At 35.8% G+C, this 19,701-nt stretch carries 16 protein-coding genes and 1 other annotated feature; of the genes, 15 read left to right on the top strand and 1 reads right to left on the bottom strand.

All coding sequences use genetic code 11. The features are described from left to right. Positions 1-119: 119 nt before the first annotated feature. The 14 genes from resA (at position 120) to AZF04_RS06345 (ending at position 16,507) form a co-directional block, all read left to right on the top strand. Positions 120-647, top strand: a complete 528-nt coding sequence (gene resA, locus AZF04_RS06410) for a thiol-disulfide oxidoreductase ResA (RefSeq protein WP_045484235.1) — start codon at positions 120-122, stop codon at positions 645-647. A 14-nt stretch (positions 648-661) separates the two neighbouring features. Further along, the gene (gene resB / locus AZF04_RS06405; protein WP_061948036.1) at positions 662-2,302 is read left to right on the top strand and encodes a cytochrome c biogenesis protein ResB; all 1,641 of its coding nucleotides are present in this window, start codon (positions 662-664) and stop codon (positions 2,300-2,302) included. Between the two features lie 2 nt (positions 2,303-2,304). Then, positions 2,305-3,498: a c-type cytochrome biogenesis protein CcsB gene (gene ccsB, locus AZF04_RS06400; protein WP_045484230.1), complete on the top strand. Its 1,194-nt coding sequence runs from the start codon at positions 2,305-2,307 to the stop codon at positions 3,496-3,498. 512 nt (positions 3,499-4,010) lie between these two features. Continuing rightward, positions 4,011-4,727 carry a response regulator gene (locus tag AZF04_RS06395; protein ID WP_045484227.1) on the top strand — a complete coding sequence of 239 codons (717 nt, stop codon included), beginning with the start codon at positions 4,011-4,013 and terminating at the stop codon, positions 4,725-4,727. Next, the gene (locus tag AZF04_RS06390; protein ID WP_061948035.1) at positions 4,727-6,499 is read left to right on the top strand and encodes an ATP-binding protein; all 1,773 of its coding nucleotides are present in this window, start codon (positions 4,727-4,729) and stop codon (positions 6,497-6,499) included. Before AZF04_RS06395 ends, AZF04_RS06390 begins: the two co-directional genes overlap by 1 nt. A 244-nt stretch (positions 6,500-6,743) precedes the next feature. Next, positions 6,744-7,820: a FecCD family ABC transporter permease gene (locus AZF04_RS06385; RefSeq protein WP_082795266.1), complete on the top strand. Its 1,077-nt coding sequence runs from the start codon at positions 6,744-6,746 to the stop codon at positions 7,818-7,820. Positions 7,821-7,833: 13 nt separating this feature from the next. Continuing rightward, positions 7,834-9,147 carry an ABC transporter ATP-binding protein gene (locus AZF04_RS06380; protein WP_061948034.1) on the top strand — a complete coding sequence of 438 codons (1,314 nt, stop codon included), beginning with the start codon at positions 7,834-7,836 and terminating at the stop codon, positions 9,145-9,147. 1 nt (position 9,148) lies between these two features. Continuing rightward, positions 9,149-9,739: a cob(I)yrinic acid a,c-diamide adenosyltransferase gene (locus tag AZF04_RS06375; protein WP_061948033.1), complete on the top strand. Its 591-nt coding sequence runs from the start codon at positions 9,149-9,151 to the stop codon at positions 9,737-9,739. Positions 9,740-9,839: 100 nt separating this feature from the next. After that, entirely contained in the window at positions 9,840-10,766 is a 927-nt protein-coding gene (locus tag AZF04_RS06370) for a VanW family protein (RefSeq protein WP_045484219.1), read from the top strand. Between the two features lie 343 nt (positions 10,767-11,109). Beyond that, the gene (locus tag AZF04_RS06365; protein ID WP_061948032.1) at positions 11,110-12,606 is read left to right on the top strand and encodes a spore germination protein; all 1,497 of its coding nucleotides are present in this window, start codon (positions 11,110-11,112) and stop codon (positions 12,604-12,606) included. Between the two features lie 19 nt (positions 12,607-12,625). Next, positions 12,626-13,744 (top strand): GerAB/ArcD/ProY family transporter, encoded by a 1,119-nt coding sequence (locus AZF04_RS06360; RefSeq protein WP_061948031.1) that lies wholly within the window; start codon positions 12,626-12,628, stop codon positions 13,742-13,744. Then, positions 13,725-14,831, top strand: coding sequence for a Ger(x)C family spore germination protein (locus AZF04_RS06355; RefSeq protein WP_061948030.1), 1,107 nt, complete (start codon positions 13,725-13,727; stop codon positions 14,829-14,831). The genes AZF04_RS06360 and AZF04_RS06355 overlap by 20 nt, the downstream gene beginning before the upstream one ends. Positions 14,832-14,920: 89 nt before the next feature. Beyond that, positions 14,921-16,012, top strand: coding sequence for a M23 family metallopeptidase (locus AZF04_RS22015; RefSeq protein WP_061948029.1), 1,092 nt, complete (start codon positions 14,921-14,923; stop codon positions 16,010-16,012). 81 nt (positions 16,013-16,093) lie between these two features. Then, positions 16,094-16,507: a hypothetical protein gene (locus AZF04_RS06345; RefSeq protein ID WP_061948028.1), complete on the top strand. Its 414-nt coding sequence runs from the start codon at positions 16,094-16,096 to the stop codon at positions 16,505-16,507. 38 nt (positions 16,508-16,545) lie between these two features. Here the strand turns inward: AZF04_RS06345 and serA are convergent, their stop codons facing one another. Next, a complete protein-coding gene (gene serA / locus AZF04_RS06340; protein WP_045484201.1) occupies positions 16,546-18,168 on the bottom strand; it encodes a phosphoglycerate dehydrogenase in 1,623 nt (540 codons plus the stop codon). Positions 18,169-18,307: 139 nt separating this feature from the next. Beyond that, positions 18,308-18,525: a binding site (T-box leader), on the bottom strand. Between the two features lie 126 nt (positions 18,526-18,651). On the opposite strand from serA, the gene AZF04_RS06335 reads away from it, so the two are divergent. Then, on the top strand, positions 18,652-19,698 hold the full coding sequence (locus AZF04_RS06335; protein ID WP_061948027.1) for a M14 family metallopeptidase: 1,047 nt from the start codon (positions 18,652-18,654) through the stop codon (positions 19,696-19,698). Positions 19,699-19,701: the final 3 nt, after the last annotated feature.

The raw sequence follows: 19,701 nt of genomic DNA, 5'->3' as shown, positions 1-19,701 counted from the left end.
CTTTTTTTTGTATGATAAGCTTCATTAAAATACTGAACTTGGCCTTGCCAAGTTTTTATTCGTGACCTATCACTTTTTACGAAAGGTTAGAGAACAACGTAGGAAGGGAGGAATGACAGTTGAAAAGAAAACGATTAATTATGAGGTCTACTCTATTACTTATTATGCTAATAGCAATAGGTTATACCTTCTATTATATTTATATTGCGGATCACAGTGTAGCAAAAGCGGGCAATGAAGCAGTAAACTTTGTATTAGAGGATTTAGAAGGTGAGAGAATCGAGCTTGCAGAATATGAAGGAAAAGGTGTATTCATTAATTTCTGGGGTACATACTGTCCTCCGTGTGTAAGGGAGATGCCAATTATGGAAGAGCTCTATCATGAGTATAAAGATCAAGGCATCGAAATTATCGCGATTAATGCAGATGAACCTAAATTAACGGTAGAAAGGTTTGCTTCACGTTTAGATTTAACCTTTCCAATCGTCATTGATGAAAAAACAAATGTCATTGAGGCATATGGAATTCGTCCGCTGCCTACTACTGTATTAGTAGATGAAAATGGAACGATAGTAAGAGTATTTTCTGGCGCATTAACCGAAGAAGTAATTAGAGAATTTATGGAAGAAATTAAACCGAAGGCTTAATTGAGGTGGAACCAATGAAGGAAGTGAAGTGTGAATGTGGACATTCGAATCCACAAGGCACAATTATTTGTGAGTCATGTGGGAAACCTTTAGAGGACCAAAATCAATCAAAAAATTTACTCAATATGCGTTATGAAGGGGTGGCAAGACGCTCTCAAACGTACAAATCAACGATTATTGATAAAATTTGGATGTTTTTCTCTTCTGTTAAAGTCGGGATTTGGATTATTGTTTTAATTTTGGTTGCCTCCATCTTTGGTACGATTTTTCCACAGGAATTTTATATTGGTGGAGCCAATCCGGCTACATTTTATAAAGAGGAATATGGAGCTTTAGGAGAAATCTATTATCAGCTTGGTTTCCACGATTTATATGGCTCTTGGTGGTACATGCTTTTGCTCGCATCATTAGGGATTTCTTTAATTATTGCAAGTTTAGATCGAGTTGTACCCTTACATAGAGCTTTAAAGAATCAAAGAACAAAAAGACATGAAAATTTCATGAAAAGACAACGTGTTTTTAGTTCTTCTACGGTTGAAGACGAAGAAGAAGTATTAAAGCATGTAAAAGAAAAGTTAAAAGCTAAGCGATATCAAATTCGTGAGGAAGAGGGTCATTTAGTCGCTGAAAAAGGACGTTTTTCTAGATGGGGACCGTATGTTAATCATCTAGGTTTAATCATCTTTTTAATTGGCTGTATGCTTCGATATTTTCCAGGCTTTTATTTAGATGAACATGTGTGGGTTCGAGAGGGTGAGGTACAGGTTGTACCAGGATCTAATCAGGAACTTTTCCTAGAAAATGAACAATTTCTATTAGAAATTTATGACCAAGAGGAAGAAGCTGATGAAGCACCTATGCAGGCACCTAGGGTCAAAAATTATCAAACAAATGCCGTTCTTTATCAAGCAAACCCTGACTCTCCTGTTGGAGTGGTTGATGATTTGCAAGAGGTAGAAAGGCATGATATTCGAGTAAACGATCCATTAGAATATCAAGGCTATAAATTCTATCAGCTTGACTATAAATTAAATGAATTAGCAACTATGAGCTTTACAGTCGAAAATAAAGAAAGTAGCGAACAGTTCGGTCGAATGGATGTTGATTTGAATAACCCGCAAGATTTTTATGAGTTAGATGAGGGTTATATGGTGAAGGTAGAGGAATATTTCCCTGATTTTTATATGGATGATAATAATGAGCCTGCTTCAAGAACAAGGCTACCTAATAACCCTGTTTTTGTGTTTAATATTACAACTCCAGAAACTCCAGATGGGGAAACAAGCTTAGTGGGAATTGCTCAAAATATTGAACCATTTGGTGAGAATGATTACAAGGTGACATTTGTAGATGTTACAACAAACAATGTAACAGGAATAGGTGTTCGAAAGGATATTACGATTCCAATTCTCATTGCAGGAGGAGCCATTTTTATGATAGGCCTTGTCCAAGGCTCATATTGGGCTCATAGAAGAATTTGGTTCCAAAAAATTAAAGGTGAGATTTGGATAGCTGGTCATACAAATAAAAACTGGCTAGCATTACGTAAGGATATTGATGAAGTGATTGATCAGACGGATTTGAGTTCTCCAATTGATCAGGTAGAAATGAATGAAAAAAATAATGAGTTAAAAAATCAGAATCAGGAGGGTTAAAAATGGCAGCCTTGAGTTCAAACCTTTTATTTGTTGCCTTTTTCCTCTACTTAGCTGCGACTATATTTTTCGCTTTATCGATTCACGCGAAAAACTTTCGCAACAAGCAAGGAGAAGTTAAAAAAAATAGAGCAGGTTTAATAGGTTTTGTTGCTTCAATTTTTGGAAGTATCTTTTCATTAGGCTACTTCTTTACGCGGTGGAGTGTTACTGGACACGCACCCGTTTCAAACATGTTTGAATATATGACCTTTTTAGGGATTGCGATTGGTATTGCTTTTGTGTTGTTATATGCCATTTATCGTTCAGATGTATTAGGAGTATTTACGATGCCTGTTGTTATGCTAATTATTGCCTATGCATCGGTGTTTCCAAGTGAGGTGCAGCCTTTAATTCCTGCCTTACAAAGTAACTGGTTAACGATACATGTTATTACCGTCGCATTGGGGCAAGGTATTTTAGCAATAGGATTTGCTTCGGGATTAATTTACTTAATTAGAACGGTTGATTTAACAAAAAGAAATAAAAAAACAATCTCTCTAGAATTCATTATGTATGGTCTAGTGACATTAGTTGGTTTTATTATTATTACCAATGTTTTCAGCTGGATGAATTATGAAGCTGAATTTACTTATACGAATGAGAACGGTACGGAAGCACCTATTATCTATGATTTACCAGCTTTAATTGGGCCAAATGAGGGTCAGCTGATTACTGAAAATAAAATGGAACCATTATTTAATGTACCTTCGTTCATTCGTGCTGACGATTTGAATACGGTTATTTGGTCATTTTTAGTAGGAATAATTTTATATGTCGCTATTCGACTGATTACAAGAAAACGGGTATCGCAATTGTTTACGCCACTCGTAAAAGGGATGAGTCCTGATACCATTGATGAAGTAAGCTATCGAGCGATTGCGATTGGATTTCCAGTATTCACATTAGGTGGCTTAATCTTTGCGATGATTTGGGCACAAATTGCATGGTCTCGCTTTTGGGGATGGGATCCTAAGGAAGTATGGGCGCTTATAACCTTCTTGTTTTATGCAGCTTATCTTCATTTACGACTTTCAAAAGGATGGCATGGCGAAAAGTCAGCTTGGTTAGGTGTTATTGGCTTTGCTATCATCATGTTTAATTTAGTATTTGTTAACTTAGTCATTGCCGGACTTCACTCTTATGCAGCAGGATAATTAGAAAAGCAAAGAGCAAGCTTGTTGACTAACAAAAATGAGGAAAACGATCTGGAGAGGCAGGGACAAAACCTGTTTTAAAATCATTACATGAGAGAAAATTGAAATGATGTTTAATGGATGCAAACATCAAGAACGAACCATGAACCCTCCTTCTTTTTGCAAAAAAGGAGGGTTTTTTGAACGGGTAGATTCCCTATGAAAATCGTAGGATAGCGGACACAAGACACGGAGACTCCAATGGGAGGAAGTGGCTATGCCGAAATCCACTTTATAAAAAAAGTTAGTTCGGCAGCTCTCCACCGGATGCGAAGTGTCTTGGGAGAACGAACAGGCGGGACCTAACATTTGTGGAATCATTCATTCGTGAGGTATTGTCTCATCTGCTTTATTTTATATCAGTTCATAAGAATGTCGAATCCATGTTAAAATAGAAGAGAAAAGTAAAGGCTTTATTTTGATAACATTATAACGTATTGCTAAGCTGGTATACATATTGGAGGCGAAACTTAATGGAAAAAGAAGCGCGTATTTTAGTCGTTGATGATGAGGATCGTATTAGAAGATTATTAAAAATGTATTTAGAACGAGAAAATTATGAAGTCGAAGAAGCAGAGAATGGAGAATCTGCTTTAGAAAAGGCTCTAGAAAATGATTATGATTTAATATTACTAGATTTAATGATGCCTGGTATGGATGGATTAGAAGTATGCGTTGAGTTGAGAAAAACAAAAGCAACGCCTGTAATGATGCTTACAGCTAAAGGGGAAGAAGCGAATCGTGTTCAAGGCTTTGAAGCTGGAACAGATGATTACATTGTAAAACCATTTAGTCCAAGAGAAGTTGTATTACGAGTAAAGGCTTTATTAAGAAGGTCATCGACAACAAAATTCTTACAAACGGAAACACAAACGAAAGATATGCTCGTATTTCAAAGCTTAATTATCGATAATGATGCACATCGGGTAACCGTTTCTGGTCAAGAGATTAATTTAACTCCAAAAGAGTATGAATTATTATATTATTTAGCCCAGGCTCCTGATAAAGTTTTCTCAAGAGAGCAGTTGCTAAAGGATGTTTGGAATTACGATTTCTTTGGAGATTTAAGAACCGTTGATACTCATATCAAACGGTTAAGAGAGAAGTTGAATCGTATCTCAAATGAGGCGGCATCAATGATTTCGACGGTTTGGGGAGTAGGGTACAAATTTGAAGGTCAAAAAGAATAATGCTTTGGAGAAGTGTTGTAGGAAAACTTTGGTTTACTATCATCTTATTGGTTGCTGTCGTCTTGACCGTACTTATGGTGATGCTATTACGCTCTTTCGAAAAGTTCCATATTCAAGAAGCAGAGTCGCAGCTTGTTCATCATATTACTATGATTGAACATATATACGAGGGCTATGAAAATGAAAACGAGGCCATTCTAAGAATCAATGAATATTCACAGTTACTTGATATGAATATGATTATGATAAGAGAAGGACAAGTTGTCTTCGATAAAGCAGTCTATCCAAGCGAAGTGATTGAATTGGCATCCTTCTATGAAGATGATGTTCTTGCCAATGTATTTAATGGAGAATCAATCGTAATAAAAGAAGGACACTTTCAATCAGAGGGAAATCATTCACTTAACGAGTTAATGGTTGTTGGGATACCACTTAATTCTAACGAAGGAGATACAGCCTTCTTTTTGTATCAATCATTACAAGTGGTAGAAGAAACCTCGAAGGAAACAAAAAGCATTATTTATCTTTCAGCAGGTATTGCGATTGTTTTAACAACCGTTTTTGCTTTTTTCTTATCTACAAGAATTACCGCTCCTTTACGAAAAATGAGAGAAGCGGCTCTAGAGGTTGCTAGAGGGAAATTTCAGACTAAAATTCCGATTGTCAGTCATGATGAAATTGGCTTACTTGGAATGGCATTTAACCGAATGGCAAGAGATTTAAATATTTCTATTACAGAGGTTAATCAAGAAAAGGAGCAGCTTTCTCGAATACTGGCAAGTATGGCTGATGCAGTAATTACCTTTAATCGTCAAGGGCATATTATGATTACCAATCCTCCAGCGGATTTGATTTTAGAGTCTTGGGTTTATGAGGAGGGTGCTATAAAACCAAATAATGGGCCGAAGGAGTTACAAAGTGTCTTCCAGAAGGTCGTCGCAGGTGAAAGAGAACAATCACTTGAAAAAAATATTCAAGGCAGAACCTTCGCGATTCTTATGACCCCTTTATATGATCGTGAGCAGATTCGTGGAGCTGTAGCTGTTATTAGAGATATGACGGAGGAACGACAGCACGATAAGCTTAGAAAAGATTTTATTGCCAACGTCTCTCATGAATTGCGTACCCCGATATCGATGTTACAAGGGTATAGTGAAGCCATTATTGATGATATTGCGGAAAGTCATGAAGAAAAGAAAGAATTAGCTCGTATTATCTATGATGAATCATTAAGAATGGGTCGATTGGTTAATGAATTATTAGATATTGCTAGAATGGAAGCAGGCTATGTGGATTTACATATGGACGAAATTCATCTACAGGATTTTATGAAAAAAGTAGTTCGTAAATTCAAAGGAATAGCGAATGAGCAAAAGGTTAGATTAGATTTAGAGCTCATTGAACCGCTCCCTCCATTAAAATTTGATCATGATCGGATAGAGCAAGTTTTAACCAACTTAATTCATAATGCGATACGACATACCGAGGAAGCTGGTTTTGTTAATATTAAAGTGAGAGCTGATAAAAATGAGGTTATCTTTGATGTGATTGATAACGGAAGTGGAATCTCAGAGCAAGATTTACCTTTTGTTTTTGAAAGATTCTTTAAAGCTGATAAAGCGAGAACGAGAGCGAAGGGTGGAACAGGATTAGGTTTAGCGATAGCCAAAAATATTATCGACTCTCATAAGGGGAAGATTTCTGTTCATAGCAAACTTAATGAAGGGACAACTTTCACATTTAGACTACCTGTTCAAAAGGTGGATGCATAATATTTTATGATATAATCGCGATATTCAATATTAACCAAAAGAACACCAATCTAAAGAGTCTATGAAATAAAGCCTGCCCCTTGGCTCCCAATAGTGGATGTTGCTAGTGAGCTGGTTGACCTTTCGTCATTTTAAAAGGAAGACTTTAAAAAACGAGTCCGATGATTGGATCGGACTTGTTTATTTTTTTAATCTATTCATTTCAGACTCTTTTTTGGTAACATGCAATCATACCGACTTTAACATGAAGGAGTCCAATCATTTGTATTTGTTTAATTTGTTTAGAAAAATTAGGAAGCATCATATTTGGGCATATATCACAGTTATTGTATTTGCCATCATTTCAATGGTTATAAGCGTTAGCAAGGGAAGCATAGAGATACCTTTTTATACGGTTATTATGATTATATTATCTGAGGGTCTTGGCTTACCTATTCAACATCAGGTTGATGCAACAACAATAAATATTATTATGCAAATTCGTTTGCCAAGGGTTCTTTTAGCGATGATCGTTGGAGCGAGTCTAGCACTTGCAGGCTCCTGCTTTCAAGGATTTCTAAAAAATCCATTAGCGGATCCTTATACTCTTGGTGTCTCTTCTGGAGGTGCAGTCGGAGCTGTTGCGGTTATTTTCTTTGGAATTACTATTCCTGGTTTAGGATTATACACTCTTCCTGTTATTAGTATATTAGGTGCTTTTATCACCCTACTACTAGTCATTGCTTTTTCTCAGTTTGTTCATCGTTCTCTATCGAGCCAAACGATTATTTTAACAGGAATTATTTTCAGCTCTTTTTTAGGAGCATTTATTTCATTAATGATTGCTTTAACAGGTGAAGAGTTAAGACAAATTATTGGTTGGCTAATGGGAAGTGTTTCAATGAGAGGGTGGAGTCATGTAATTATGTCGCTTCCTTTTTTAATCATTGGATTCTTTATGCTTTATTTTAATCGTTACGAGTTAAATGCGTTAGCATTCGGTGAAGAAACGGCTCGACAGCTAGGTGTTAATATTAAAGTTCGGAAATATGTCATCTTAATAGGAGCAACCTTAATCACTGGGGGAGCGGTAGCTGTTTCGGGAACAATTGGTTTTGTAGGTTTAGTTATTCCTCATATAACTAGACTGCTATGGGGGCCTGATCATCGGCATTTATTACCTCTTTCGATGTTTGTCGGTGCAGGCTTTTTAAGCTTAACTGACTTAATTGCACGAACGATTATTGCGCCAGCTGAGCTACCGATTGGTGTTATTACAGCAATGGTTGGTGCACCCATTTTTGCCTTAATATTAATTAGGCAAAAACGAAAGATGGTGTAAAGGGGGACTGTAGGTGCTAAATGTAAACAATGTGACACTTAAATTTGGAGAACACCAAGTAATCCGTCATATTGATTTTCAAGTAAATCGTTATGAAATGTTTGGTATTGTAGGTCCAAATGGCAGTGGTAAGTCCACTCTGCTTTCTGCTATACATGGTGGCAAACCGTGTGACCAAGGTGAAATCTATTTAAAAAATCAGAAAATTTCATCCTATTCAACAAAGGAATTAGCTAAGCTAATTGCTGTTCTTCCACAATTATCCGAAACCGCATTTGATTATAAAATTAAAGATATTGTTGCTTTAGGAAGATATCCATATCAGAAAGGAATTTTTCAGCAGCTAAGTGTTCATGACCATGAAATGATTGAGAAGGTAATGAAAGATACACAAATACATTCATATAAAAACCAAAGTTTGCAAACATTGAGTGGGGGAGAAAGGCAAAGAGTGTTATTAGCTCGTGCTCTAGTACAAGAGCCAGAATTACTCATTTTAGATGAACCAACTAATCATTTAGATATGAGACATCAAATTCAATTGTTAGATACGTTGAGAGCGTGGACAAGAGAGCATAAAATCACTGTCATTGCTGTCCTGCATGATTTGAATTTAGCTAGTTTATATTTTGACCGAATTCTCCTTTTAGATAAAGGTGAAAAGGTTGAATTAAATCATCCAAATCAAACGTTTAATGAGAAAAGTCTAAATGAAGTGTACCAAACAGCTCTTCGAACGTTCAGTCACCCACAAGTATCTAAGCCGTTAATCACCTTTGTCCCTAGTTTAGATAGAGAGGAAACGGAGCTTCACTCTGTTAAGAGTATCATTTTTGAGCAAAAAGAAAAGGAACTTAGGGTGATAAGTCAAAATGATTGGAAATTTGTATCTTCCGAAGTTGGCTTTTTTTGGTCTAATACTTTGTCCTTAAAAACAGAGAAAGAGCAAAATCAGCAAGATCATCATAAGAGAGTTCACCATACCGAAGAAACTTCTCAAAAATGGTTAAAAACACTACAAAAGACTGGACATCTTCAAAACCAACATTTTTGTTTTTTTGTTCATCTTTTAGTGAACAATGAAAACATCTCCTTGAAAGTATGGTTTTTTATGGAAGGTCATTTTTGTGAAGCGGATATTTTAAAAGGGTTTATGCGCTTATCACCCATTTTTGAAAAGCATTCGGAAATAGAACTTCAATCGTTAGTGGTCGGAACTAATCAGAAAGGTGACAGAGTAGCTAATTTCGAAGAGCTTCTCGTCGAAATAAAAAGCTCAGCTCAGTCATTAATGGAAGAAATAACAGAGATTAGGAAGGAGTTATAAAATGAAACTATATACAAAAAAAGGCGATAAAGGACGAACGAATATTATTGGGGGTAGATGTGATAAGGATCATATTCGAATCGAAGCATTTGGTAGTCTAGACGAGCTAAACTCTTTCGTAGGTTATGCTATAAGTGTCATTCCTGAGGGCGATGAATTTAATGATTTAGCGACTCAACTACTTAACATCCAGCATGAATTATTCGATTGTGGGGGAGATTTAGCCGTCACTGAATATAAAAAGGATTTTCCCTATAAAACGAAAGAATCGATGATTATTTTCCTTGAAGAAAAAATTGATCAATTTACAAATGAAACGACGGATTTAGAAAAATTTATTTTGCCTGGAGGAAGTAAGTTAGCATCAGCACTTCATGTATGTCGCACGATTACAAGAAGATGTGAACGATTAATTGTGCAGCTTCAAAAAGAAGCAGACCTTCACCCTTTTGTTTTACCTTATGTGAATCGTCTATCTGACTATTTTTTTGCTGCGGCAAGAGTAGCCAATCATCGTCAAAAAATAAGTGATATTGAATATAAGAGAAGTGCAATCGTTTTTAAAACAAAGACTTCTCATGAGGAACAATAAAGCTATAACTTAAACAAAGTTTTACAAACTATAAAAATTAGTTCATTTCTTTTCTTTCTCCTTCATATAAATGATTTGTCACAATATTATGGAGGAGATTATGAAAAAAAGTCTTATGTTTTTACCCTTTCTTTTTTTAATGAGCTGTGCCAATATAGATGCTGAAAAAGAAGCTTATTCAGCAGAAAACCATAGCTTTACATTATCTACGCCAACTAATCAAAAAACTCATGTTTTGTGGAATGTAACGCTCGAAAATACGTATGAGCAAGAAAACTTAGTAATGAATTTAAATGAGTATGGATATATTCCTAATCAAAAAATGAACTTAAATGAAGAAGCCTTAAAGCAGTTCGCAAAAGAATTAGCATTAGACATTGACACTCCGATGATAAATGCTAGCTTATCTGAAGATGGAAACATCATCCCAGGAAGGAACAGGGTGATTCTTTCTGAAAAAGAATTGGTTGAAAAGGTGCTCAACTTAACGAGTGACCAAACCAAAATGGAATTACCAATTTATGTGACAGAGCCAAATATAAAAGAAGAAGACATTATCGGAATTAAAGAAGCTTCGATCGGTTCTTATACTACTTATTTTGATGCGTCTGTTCTTGGTAGAAGTCAAAATATTTTATTATCAGCAGATGCAATAGATTCGATTATCTTAGGGCCAGGAGATCGATTTTCATTTAATGAAATAGTTGGAGAAAGAACGGTTGAGCGTGGCTACCAGGAAGCAATGGAGATTGTAAATAAAGAATTTGTAATGGGGATAGGCGGTGGTATATGTCAAACCTCCTCTACCTTATTTAATGCAATCGAAAATGCAGGATTAGAAATCATTGAAAGGTACACGCATTCACGGGAAATTGGTTATGTTCCAGAAGGAAGAGATGCCACTGTATCATGGGGAGGACCTGATTTTAAATTTCAAAATTCATTACCTTATCCGGTACTGATCATTGCTAAAGTGGAAGCGGGCCAGCTAACTATAGAGGTAACCACTCAGGAAAAAAATGTATAAGTAGCGAATTGAAAAAAAGAACATTCCCTTAAAAAGGAGTGTTCTTTTTTTATTTTTCTAAGAGTGCAAAATCAATACAAAGACTCCTGATGTCATATATGTTTTGAAGGCTGTAGAATAGCTATTTTTCACTGTACATGCTCAAAGCTGTTCTCTAAGAAAGAAAAGTATTTCTGTAGCGGTGCAAGTTCACATCTTTTAGGTTGATTTTTTATACATGGGTTGTATTAGGAGTTTCATTTTAGAGAATTTTAACTGTTCTTCATCTATTTGTATAATTAAACGTTTGTCGTTTCATAATAAAAAAAGCTTTCCACTTATTAAAAAGGTTAGGAATGATACGATGCTACTTCGATGGATGAAGGAAAAAATTAAATACAAACAAAAAACAGAATCAATCGAAGATGTTATAAGCGACTTCTTAGTGTCAGTAGATTTTGTCCATTATGAACAAAAAATAAACGGACGAAATTTTTTTATTTCCTATTATTCCACTTTAGTAGACCCAGACCGAGTGGTGAAAGACTGCATTCCTTATCTATTTCAATCAAATACAAATGAGATGGCTGATATTATAAGTCATATTCCCATTGAAAAAAAAGAATTAGTAGACAGAGGAGAAAAGGTGCGAGAATTACTAATGAGAGGCTTTCTGCTCATTAGTTTGAACGATGAAAAGAAGCAATATGCAATCGTAGATGTGAAGATGTCCTCTGAAAGAGAGGTAACAGCACCAGAGGTAGAATTTAGTGTAACCGGTCCACAAGAAGCATTTATTGAAGCGGTTGATACGAATATAAACTTAATTCGCAAAAGACTTCCGATTGGAGAATTACGTACAAAGGAATTAACGATCGGAACTCTTACGAAAACGAAAGTTATTATTTTATACATACAAGGAATTGCTGATCAAGATAATTTGGATACGTTAGTACAGAGGCTACAAGATGTCGAAATTGACCAAGTAATGGATGCTAATAGTTTATCTCAGATGATTTCAGATCGGAGTTTATCGTTATTTCCACAGTTTATTAATACGGAAAGACCCGAGCGTTTTGCTGCGGTCCTTGCAGAAGGAAAGGTAGGCTTTTTTTGTGAAGGCTCTCCAGAGGCTATTTTCGGACCCACGACTTTAGTTGAATTTTTTTCTTCTTTGGAGGATTATTACCTTTCATGGCAAATTGCCTCCGCTATTCGTTTACTTCGTTATTTAGCTGTTACTTTTTCCATCTTTGCTTCACCCATTTACGTGGCGGTTTTAACTTATCATTACGAGCTTATTCCTAGAGATTTACTCGGTATCATTATTGGATCAAGAATCAATATTCCTTTTCCACCTTTAATAGAGGCTGTGTTTTTGGAATTAACGATTGAGCTTTTAAGAGAAGCAGGAGCACGACTTCCAACAAAGGTAGGGCAAACGATTGGAATTGTAGGTGGAATCGTTATTGGACAAGCATCGGTTGAAGCTGGCTTAACAAGTAATATTTTACTAATTATCGTTGCCCTAGCAGCCTTAGCATCCTTCACTACTCCTGTCTATCAAATGGGTAATACGATTCGAATGATTCGTTTTCCTTATATTATTTTGGCTGCATGGTTAGGAGTAATTGGAATCGGTATTGCACTCCTTTATACTCTTGTACATTTATTACATTTAACTTCTTTAGGAAGACCGTATTTATCGCCATTTTATCCACCACGTTTTAGAGATTGGAAAGATGCCTTTATTCGCCTTCCGTTTAGTTGGATGTCTAAGCGACCTATTTTCCTACGTCCACAAAAAAAGAAACGTCTCAACTTCTCTAATGCGGTAAAGAAACATGATATAGATGAATAAGTAGAAAGGAGGGTCAAAGTTGGCAAAAGAAATAAAAGAACAATATCTCGTATCAGGCTTTTTATCCTTTTTCATCATTCATTCTATGCAGTTCGGTGTAGGAGTACTAGGGTTTCAACGAAATTTAGTCAAAATTACCGGTTATGATGGCTGGATTTCGGTTATTATTGCAGGAATTTTAGTTAGCTTAAGTATTGCACTAATGTATGTTTTATTAAAAAAAGCGGATGGAGATATTATTCATATCCATATGGAAATTTTCGGAAAGTGGGTAGGTGGTTTTCTAAGCCTATTGATTGGTGCGTATTTTCTAGCATTAGCAGTTATTATTATTAGAACGTATATAGAAGTCGTCCAAGTATGGGTCTTTGAGGATGTATCGACCATTTTTTTCTCTGTATTAACCATCCCTTTTTGTTATTACGTCGTATCTGGTGGATTTCGAACTGTAGTTGGGCTATCGTTCATTAGTACAATCGTTATTATTCCACTTTTTCCATTATTTCTTATGCCATTAGAATTTGCTCATTATCTTAATATTCTTCCTATTTGGAAGCACAGTGTTTTCGAAATTTTTGAAGGAGCAAAATCGGTTATCTTTAGTTATTCTGGCTTTGAGCTACTTTTAATTTATTATCCTTTCTTAAAAAATAGACAATTTAGTCAAAAGTGGACTCAGGCAGGCGCAATATTTACAACGTTAACCTATACGTATATTACATTGGTCAGCTTATTTTTCTATAGTGAAGAACAATTAAACAAAACAATCTGGGGAACTTTAACTTTGTTTAAGGTCATTGAATTTCCCTTTTTAGAAAGATTTGAGTATGTAGGAGTGACATTATGGTTAGTGTTAATCGTTCCTAATATAGCCTTAGCGATTTGGGCAGCGAGTCGTTTAAGTAAGCGAGTTTTCAGTTTAAATCAACGTCATGTTTTAGTCTTTATCGTGTTACTAGTAGCCTTTTTATCAGCGATCATTCCAACAAAAGCAGAGCTGGACCAAATCGGTGAAATTTTTAACCAAATTGGCTTTTATTTTGCTTTTGCTTACATACCTCTTCTCGTCCTGTTGCAGTTTATCGTCTATAAATGGAAAAAGAAGAAAGGAAATCATCATGAAACGACAAGTATGTAATAGCTTGCTGTGTCTCTTTTTATTATCTGGCTGTATCATTAGTACGGAAATCATTGATGAAATTTCAATTATAAGTGCGATTGCCTATGATAAAGGCTCAGAGGATCACTTGGTTAAAATGTCTGTTAACTTTCCGACCTTTAGTGAACAAGTCGTAGAGAGAAAAATTGAACAAGAAACCTTGCAAGGTGAAGGGGATACACCGAAAGCGATTATTAATAAGCTGAATCAACGTGCCCAAAAGCCTTTAGTAACAGGTCAGTTGAGAATGGCCTTATTTAGTGAGGAATTGGCAGACGAAGGGCTAGAACCATATATTTTACCTTTATATCGTGATCCAACGGTTGGAAATCGAATATTATTAGTGGTAATCGAGGATGGCGAGGCTGGTGAATTATTAATCAATAAAATTAGCTCTGAAGAACAGGTGGGTGTTTTCTTAGCTGATTTAGTTATGCAAAATATGGAAAGAGGTCCGATTCCAAATGTTAACTTACATGAATTCCTTTTTGATTTGTATAGTGATGCTAGAGACCCTTATTTACCTATCATTCGAAAGAAAGATGGCTCAGTAGATATAACGGGGTTAGCATTGTTTGATCGCGACGTTATGAAAATGAAGGTCGATGTAGCTGAAAGTTTTTTTATTAAATTATTATTAAGTAATGCTGGGAAATCTTATCATCAATTTTTTGTTGAGGTTGAAGATGAAAAAATGCCAATCGTCATTGAAGTCGTCCGTTCGCGCCTTAAGCGCCATTTAGAACATGATGAAGGTGAGCCAAAAGTAACGTTTACAATCGATATAAAATCTGAAATATATGATACAGGTGGAAATATAAATTTAGAAAACAAAATGGAAGCAGACGATATTGAAAAACAAATTGAAGAAGAAATAGTTCGTGCTTCTGAAAGGCTATTAAACATGTTCAGAGACCAAGATATTGATCCAATTGGGATAGGTGAGCTTTATCGAAGTAAAACGAGAAATTGGCACCCAGACGAATGGGCGAGTACTATTTATCATCAGGTTTCATTTGAGGTTGAAGCGAATGTCACCCTTAATGTTGCAGGAGCAGTAGAATAAACAAGCATAATTGCTTTCAAGCACTCATAGGCTTATGTAGACAAGAAGCTGAAGTGTAAATCAATCTAAAAGTTTATAAGGAGGATTTTATGCTTGATTTAATAAAGAGGCTTATAATAGCTTTTGCTCTAGCATTGTTTATCGGTATTTTATTTCTAGGAGCTAATAGTCCTGTTGCTAAAGCGGAAGAAGGTAATCACAGTGAATATCCAATCATTTGGCCAACCGTTGGTCAGTTAACCGATACATATGGTACAAGGGGTGGAACACATTATGGGATTGATATTGCCGCTCCTGAGGGGACGCCAGTCATAGCCGTTGAGGGGGGAAAGGTTAGTCGGTCTTATTATTCTTCAAGCTATGGAAATGTTATTTTTATTAAACACAACCATCAAGATATCGAAACGGTATATGCTCATCTTCACCAACGGTTTGTAGAAGAGGGGGAAACAGTCGAGAAAAAGGATTTGATAGGAACTGTTGGAAATACAGGACGCTCATCAGGAAATCATTTACATTTCGAGATGCATTATGATGAATGGGATGCAGAAAAATCTAACTCTTTTGATCCGCTGACCGTTCTTGGTTCTGACCATGAATCTATGTATGCGGCACTAGGACATGCTGAAGGAGATGTGCTGCAAACTATGAGCTCCTATCTGGATGAAGAATGGGAAGAAGAGAAAGAAGATGTAGAACAACAGCAAGAGGTGGAAGAAGAACAACAACAAGAGAAAGAAGTAAACCAAAATGAACTGGAAACAGAAAAGGAGACAATAGCGATAAAAGAAACAGAAGAAATAGATGACGATAGTTCCGATTATCAACCATTAGATTACATGGTTGAAGAAGATTTAGTCTCCTTATTAGAATTAGTAGAGCATGAGCAAATGGTAGAAAGAACGGTTAAAAAGAATGATAGCCTTTGGGCTATTTCGAAAGAATATGATGTTACGATTGAAGATTTAAAGAAATGGAATCAATTAAAAGACGATGTATTGCAAATAGGTCAAGAATTAGTTGTATATGAAAACCCCGACAATGAATATATTGTCAAAGCTGGAGATACGCTCACACAAATTGCTTATAATCATCAAATTACAGTAGAAGTTTTATTTAATTTAAATCATTTTGAATCTGATTTAATACACCCAGGCATGAAATTAATCGTTCAAGATTAAAAGAAATCTTCTCTTTGTTTGCTATAGTAAATAGATTTAATATGGTAAAATAGATCTAAATTTACTAGGTGAGGAAAGTGTATGAAAATAGACCAGCATTCTGTCAGCACATCATTATTAAAATTATTAAATAAACAAACAGATTTAAATGGGCATCAAATTGATTTAGTAGATGGGTTTGTATTTATGCTAAAAAAAATAAAAAACCATCAAAAAATTCGTTTAAAAACAAAAGGACAAATCCACCCTCGTTTTTGGAAATCTCATAACCGTGCTTTTGGTTACCTTATAAAGGAAAGCGAGCAGGAAAAAGAATTTCAACAATTATACCAATTTTACTTTCAGGTAGCTTTGTTAGAAGAGTTTTTAAACATTGAGGATTTCTTTGTAAAAATTACAGAAAAAGGCTTACATTATTTGCAGCTAACGAAAGAGGAGCAATTAGAGCTTTTATTTCAGAAGATTTGGGGTCCTTTATCTGCTGAAAAAATATAAAGCTGCTTTATCAATAAATGACAAAACAGCTTAAGAGACTAAATCTCAATTTTATAGGCAAAAGAAATTTCATCTATTTTTGTTAGGGTTTCAGCAAGTTCGTCGGTTACAGGCTTATCTACCGTAACCATCATAATGGCTTCTCCGCCTTCTTCCTTACGTCCCACTTGCATCGTTGCAATATTGACGTTGTGCTGAGCGAGGAGCTGACCCATTCTACCGATTACACCAGGGCGGTCATTATGCTGAATATAAAGGATATGTCCGCTAGGTACAAAATCAACATTAAACCCATTTACATTAACGATACGTGCACCGTATTCTTTAATAAAGGTTCCTTGAATTTCAAAGCGTCGATCTTCACCATGGACGATAGCATGAATTAAGTTTGAATACCCATAAGATTTATCTAAATGTTTTTCGCCAAAAGTAATGCCTCTTTCCTTAGCAATGACTGAAGCATTTACATCATTTACTGCAGCATCTACACGTGGTTGTAAAAATCCTGCCATCAAACTTCTCGTGGTGATTGTGGTTTCCAAATTTCTAACGGTCCCACTATAAAATACTTCGATTTCCTTAACAGGTGTCTTCATAACTTGAGATAAAATATTACCCATTTTTTTCGTCAGTTCATAGTATGGTTTTACCTTTTCATATACTTCTTTTGAAAGAGTAGGTAAATTAATTGAATTACGTGCAGGTTCTCCTTCTAAGAAGTTTAAGACCTCCTCAGATACCTGTGAAGCAACATTCAATTGCGCTTCTACAGTAGAGGCAGCGATATGTGGTGTCGTGATGACTTGTTCAAATTCAATTAACTCACGGTCTGTAGCAGGCTCTTCTTCAAAAACGTCTAAAGCTGCTCCCGCTACGTGCCCGCTTGCTAAATAATGCTTAAGAGCTTGCTCATCAATAATACCTCCACGAGCACAGTTAATTAAATAAATACCAGGTTTTGTTTTAGCGATATTTTTCATCCCTAACAAACCTTTTGTTTCCTTCGTCAGTGGAGTATGGACGGTAATAATATCAGCTGTCGTTAAAACCTCATCTAAGCTTGCAGAGGTTACTCCGATTTTTTGAGCCCTTTCTTTTGTTAAAAATGGATCAAAAACGAGAAGTGGCATTTCAAATGCTTTTGCTCTCTGAGCAATTTGTGTTCCAATACGTCCGAATCCAATGATTCCTAAGGTTTTCCCACGTAATTCTGCTCCCTGAAAGGCTTTTCGATCCCATTTTCCTGATTTAATTGAGGCATTCGCTTGTGGAATTTTCCTTAACAGAGAACAGATCATCGCAAAAGTGTGCTCTGCTGTGGAAATCGTATTTCCATCTGGAGCGTTAACGACTACGACGCCTCGTTTTGTTGCGGCATCTAAGTCAATGTTATCAACACCTACACCAGCTCTAGCGACAATTTTTACATTTGTCATCTTTTCTAGTAATTCATTTGTTACCTTTGTAGCACTTCTAACAAGTAGTGCATCAAAAACAGTTAAATCTTCTACTACGTCAACATTTTTTTGAACACATTCTACAAAGTCACTTTGCAACAGTGGCAATAGACCTTCTTCACTCATTTGGTCCGATACGAGAATTCGATATTTTGCGTTTTGTTTGTTTAAGGCTTGTTTTTCTGCAATCGCTTGATCACTCATGTTCTTTACACTCCTTATACTTTTTAATAACTCTACTGCTTTGACGTAGCAAAGTCAATCATCATTTTGCTAACTTTCTAAAAACGTAAATCGTCTTAATGAAAGCGCTACACAAAAAACCTTCCAGCCCTCACGGAATGTGAGGGGCGGAAGGTTTGAACCGCGGTACCACCCTCATTCATGCTAAAGCATGCAACTTGTGGATAACAATCCAAGATAACGGATTAACCGAGTGTACTTACTTAAGTTCAATACACTAACTCCGAAGCGCTATCGAAAATGCTCCATACTAGTTCACACCAACCACTAGTTCTCTTAAATGGAAACCATTTTTTCATTCTTCATCAAAGTTTTTCATCTTTCCTAATTGTTAGATAATTTATCATATGAATGGTGGGTTGTCAATTAGCTTTTTTATAAAAGCTCAGAAATGTTTTTCATGAAATCATTTTAATTTCATACATTTCAATGAGGGGGGATAGAATGGATTATCGTGTAAAAAGAGGAGATACCATTTCAAAAATTTCAGCTAAGCATGATTTGCGCCCATTTGATATACTTTTGGAAAATCATTCAATCATTAATGAACACACCTATATTTATCCAGGGATGACGCTTTATTTACCAGAATATAAAAGACAAGCAGGTATTGGAGGGGACATTGTCACGGAGTATGGTCCATTGGATTTAGAAGATGATTTAAAACAATTAGTACAATCAAATGTTGATATTAAGAAATGTGGTCATTCTGTATTAGGAACGCCCATTTATCAAATTAAAATAGGAACAGGAAAAAAGCAAGTATTCTACAGTGGTGGATGGCATGCTAATGAGTGGCACACCTCAAAATTTTTAATGAAATTCCTTTATACATGTGTAGAGGCTTTACAATCTAATTCATCTATTTATTCATACAATATAAAACAATTGTTGGAAAAGGTAACATTAATTATCGTTCCAATGGTTAACCCTGATGGAATCGAGTTAGTACAGCAAGGTATTTATAAGGAGCATCCCTATTATCATGAGGTGTTAAAAATTAATAAGGGATCAGAACGATTTGAGCATTGGTCAAGCAATATTAGAGGTGTAGATTTAAACCACCAATGGCCAGCAGGCTGGGAAAAGGAAGCGAAGGAAAGTCCACAGCAACCATGGCCACGACATTTTAGTGGCATAGCTCCGTTAACTGAACCAGAAGCACAGGCGATTTATAAATGTACATTAAATCATGATTTTTCTTATGTATTAGCCTTTCATTCACAAGGTCAAGTGATTTATTGGGGATATAGAGGCTATGAGCCGGCAGAAAGTAAGGATATGGTCCAAAAGCTATCATTAGTCAGTTCCTATACTCCCATTCATACCGCAGAGAGTGATGGAGGTTATAAGGACTGGTTTATCCAAGAAACAAAACGACCTGGCTTTACGATAGAAGTTGGTGTTGGGGTGAACCCTTTGAATAACGATGCCATAAATGAAATCTGGTCTAATAATTTATTTTTAGCATTGGAAGGACTTCGTTTATAGAAA

The sequence above is a fragment of the Alkalihalobacillus trypoxylicola genome (genome assembly GCF_001590785.1).
Classification (GTDB): domain Bacteria; phylum Bacillota; class Bacilli; order Bacillales; family Bacillaceae_D; genus Alkalihalobacillus; species Alkalihalobacillus trypoxylicola.
The sequence above is the reverse complement of the archived record's forward strand: the minus strand, read 5'-3'. Positions and strand labels throughout refer to the sequence as shown.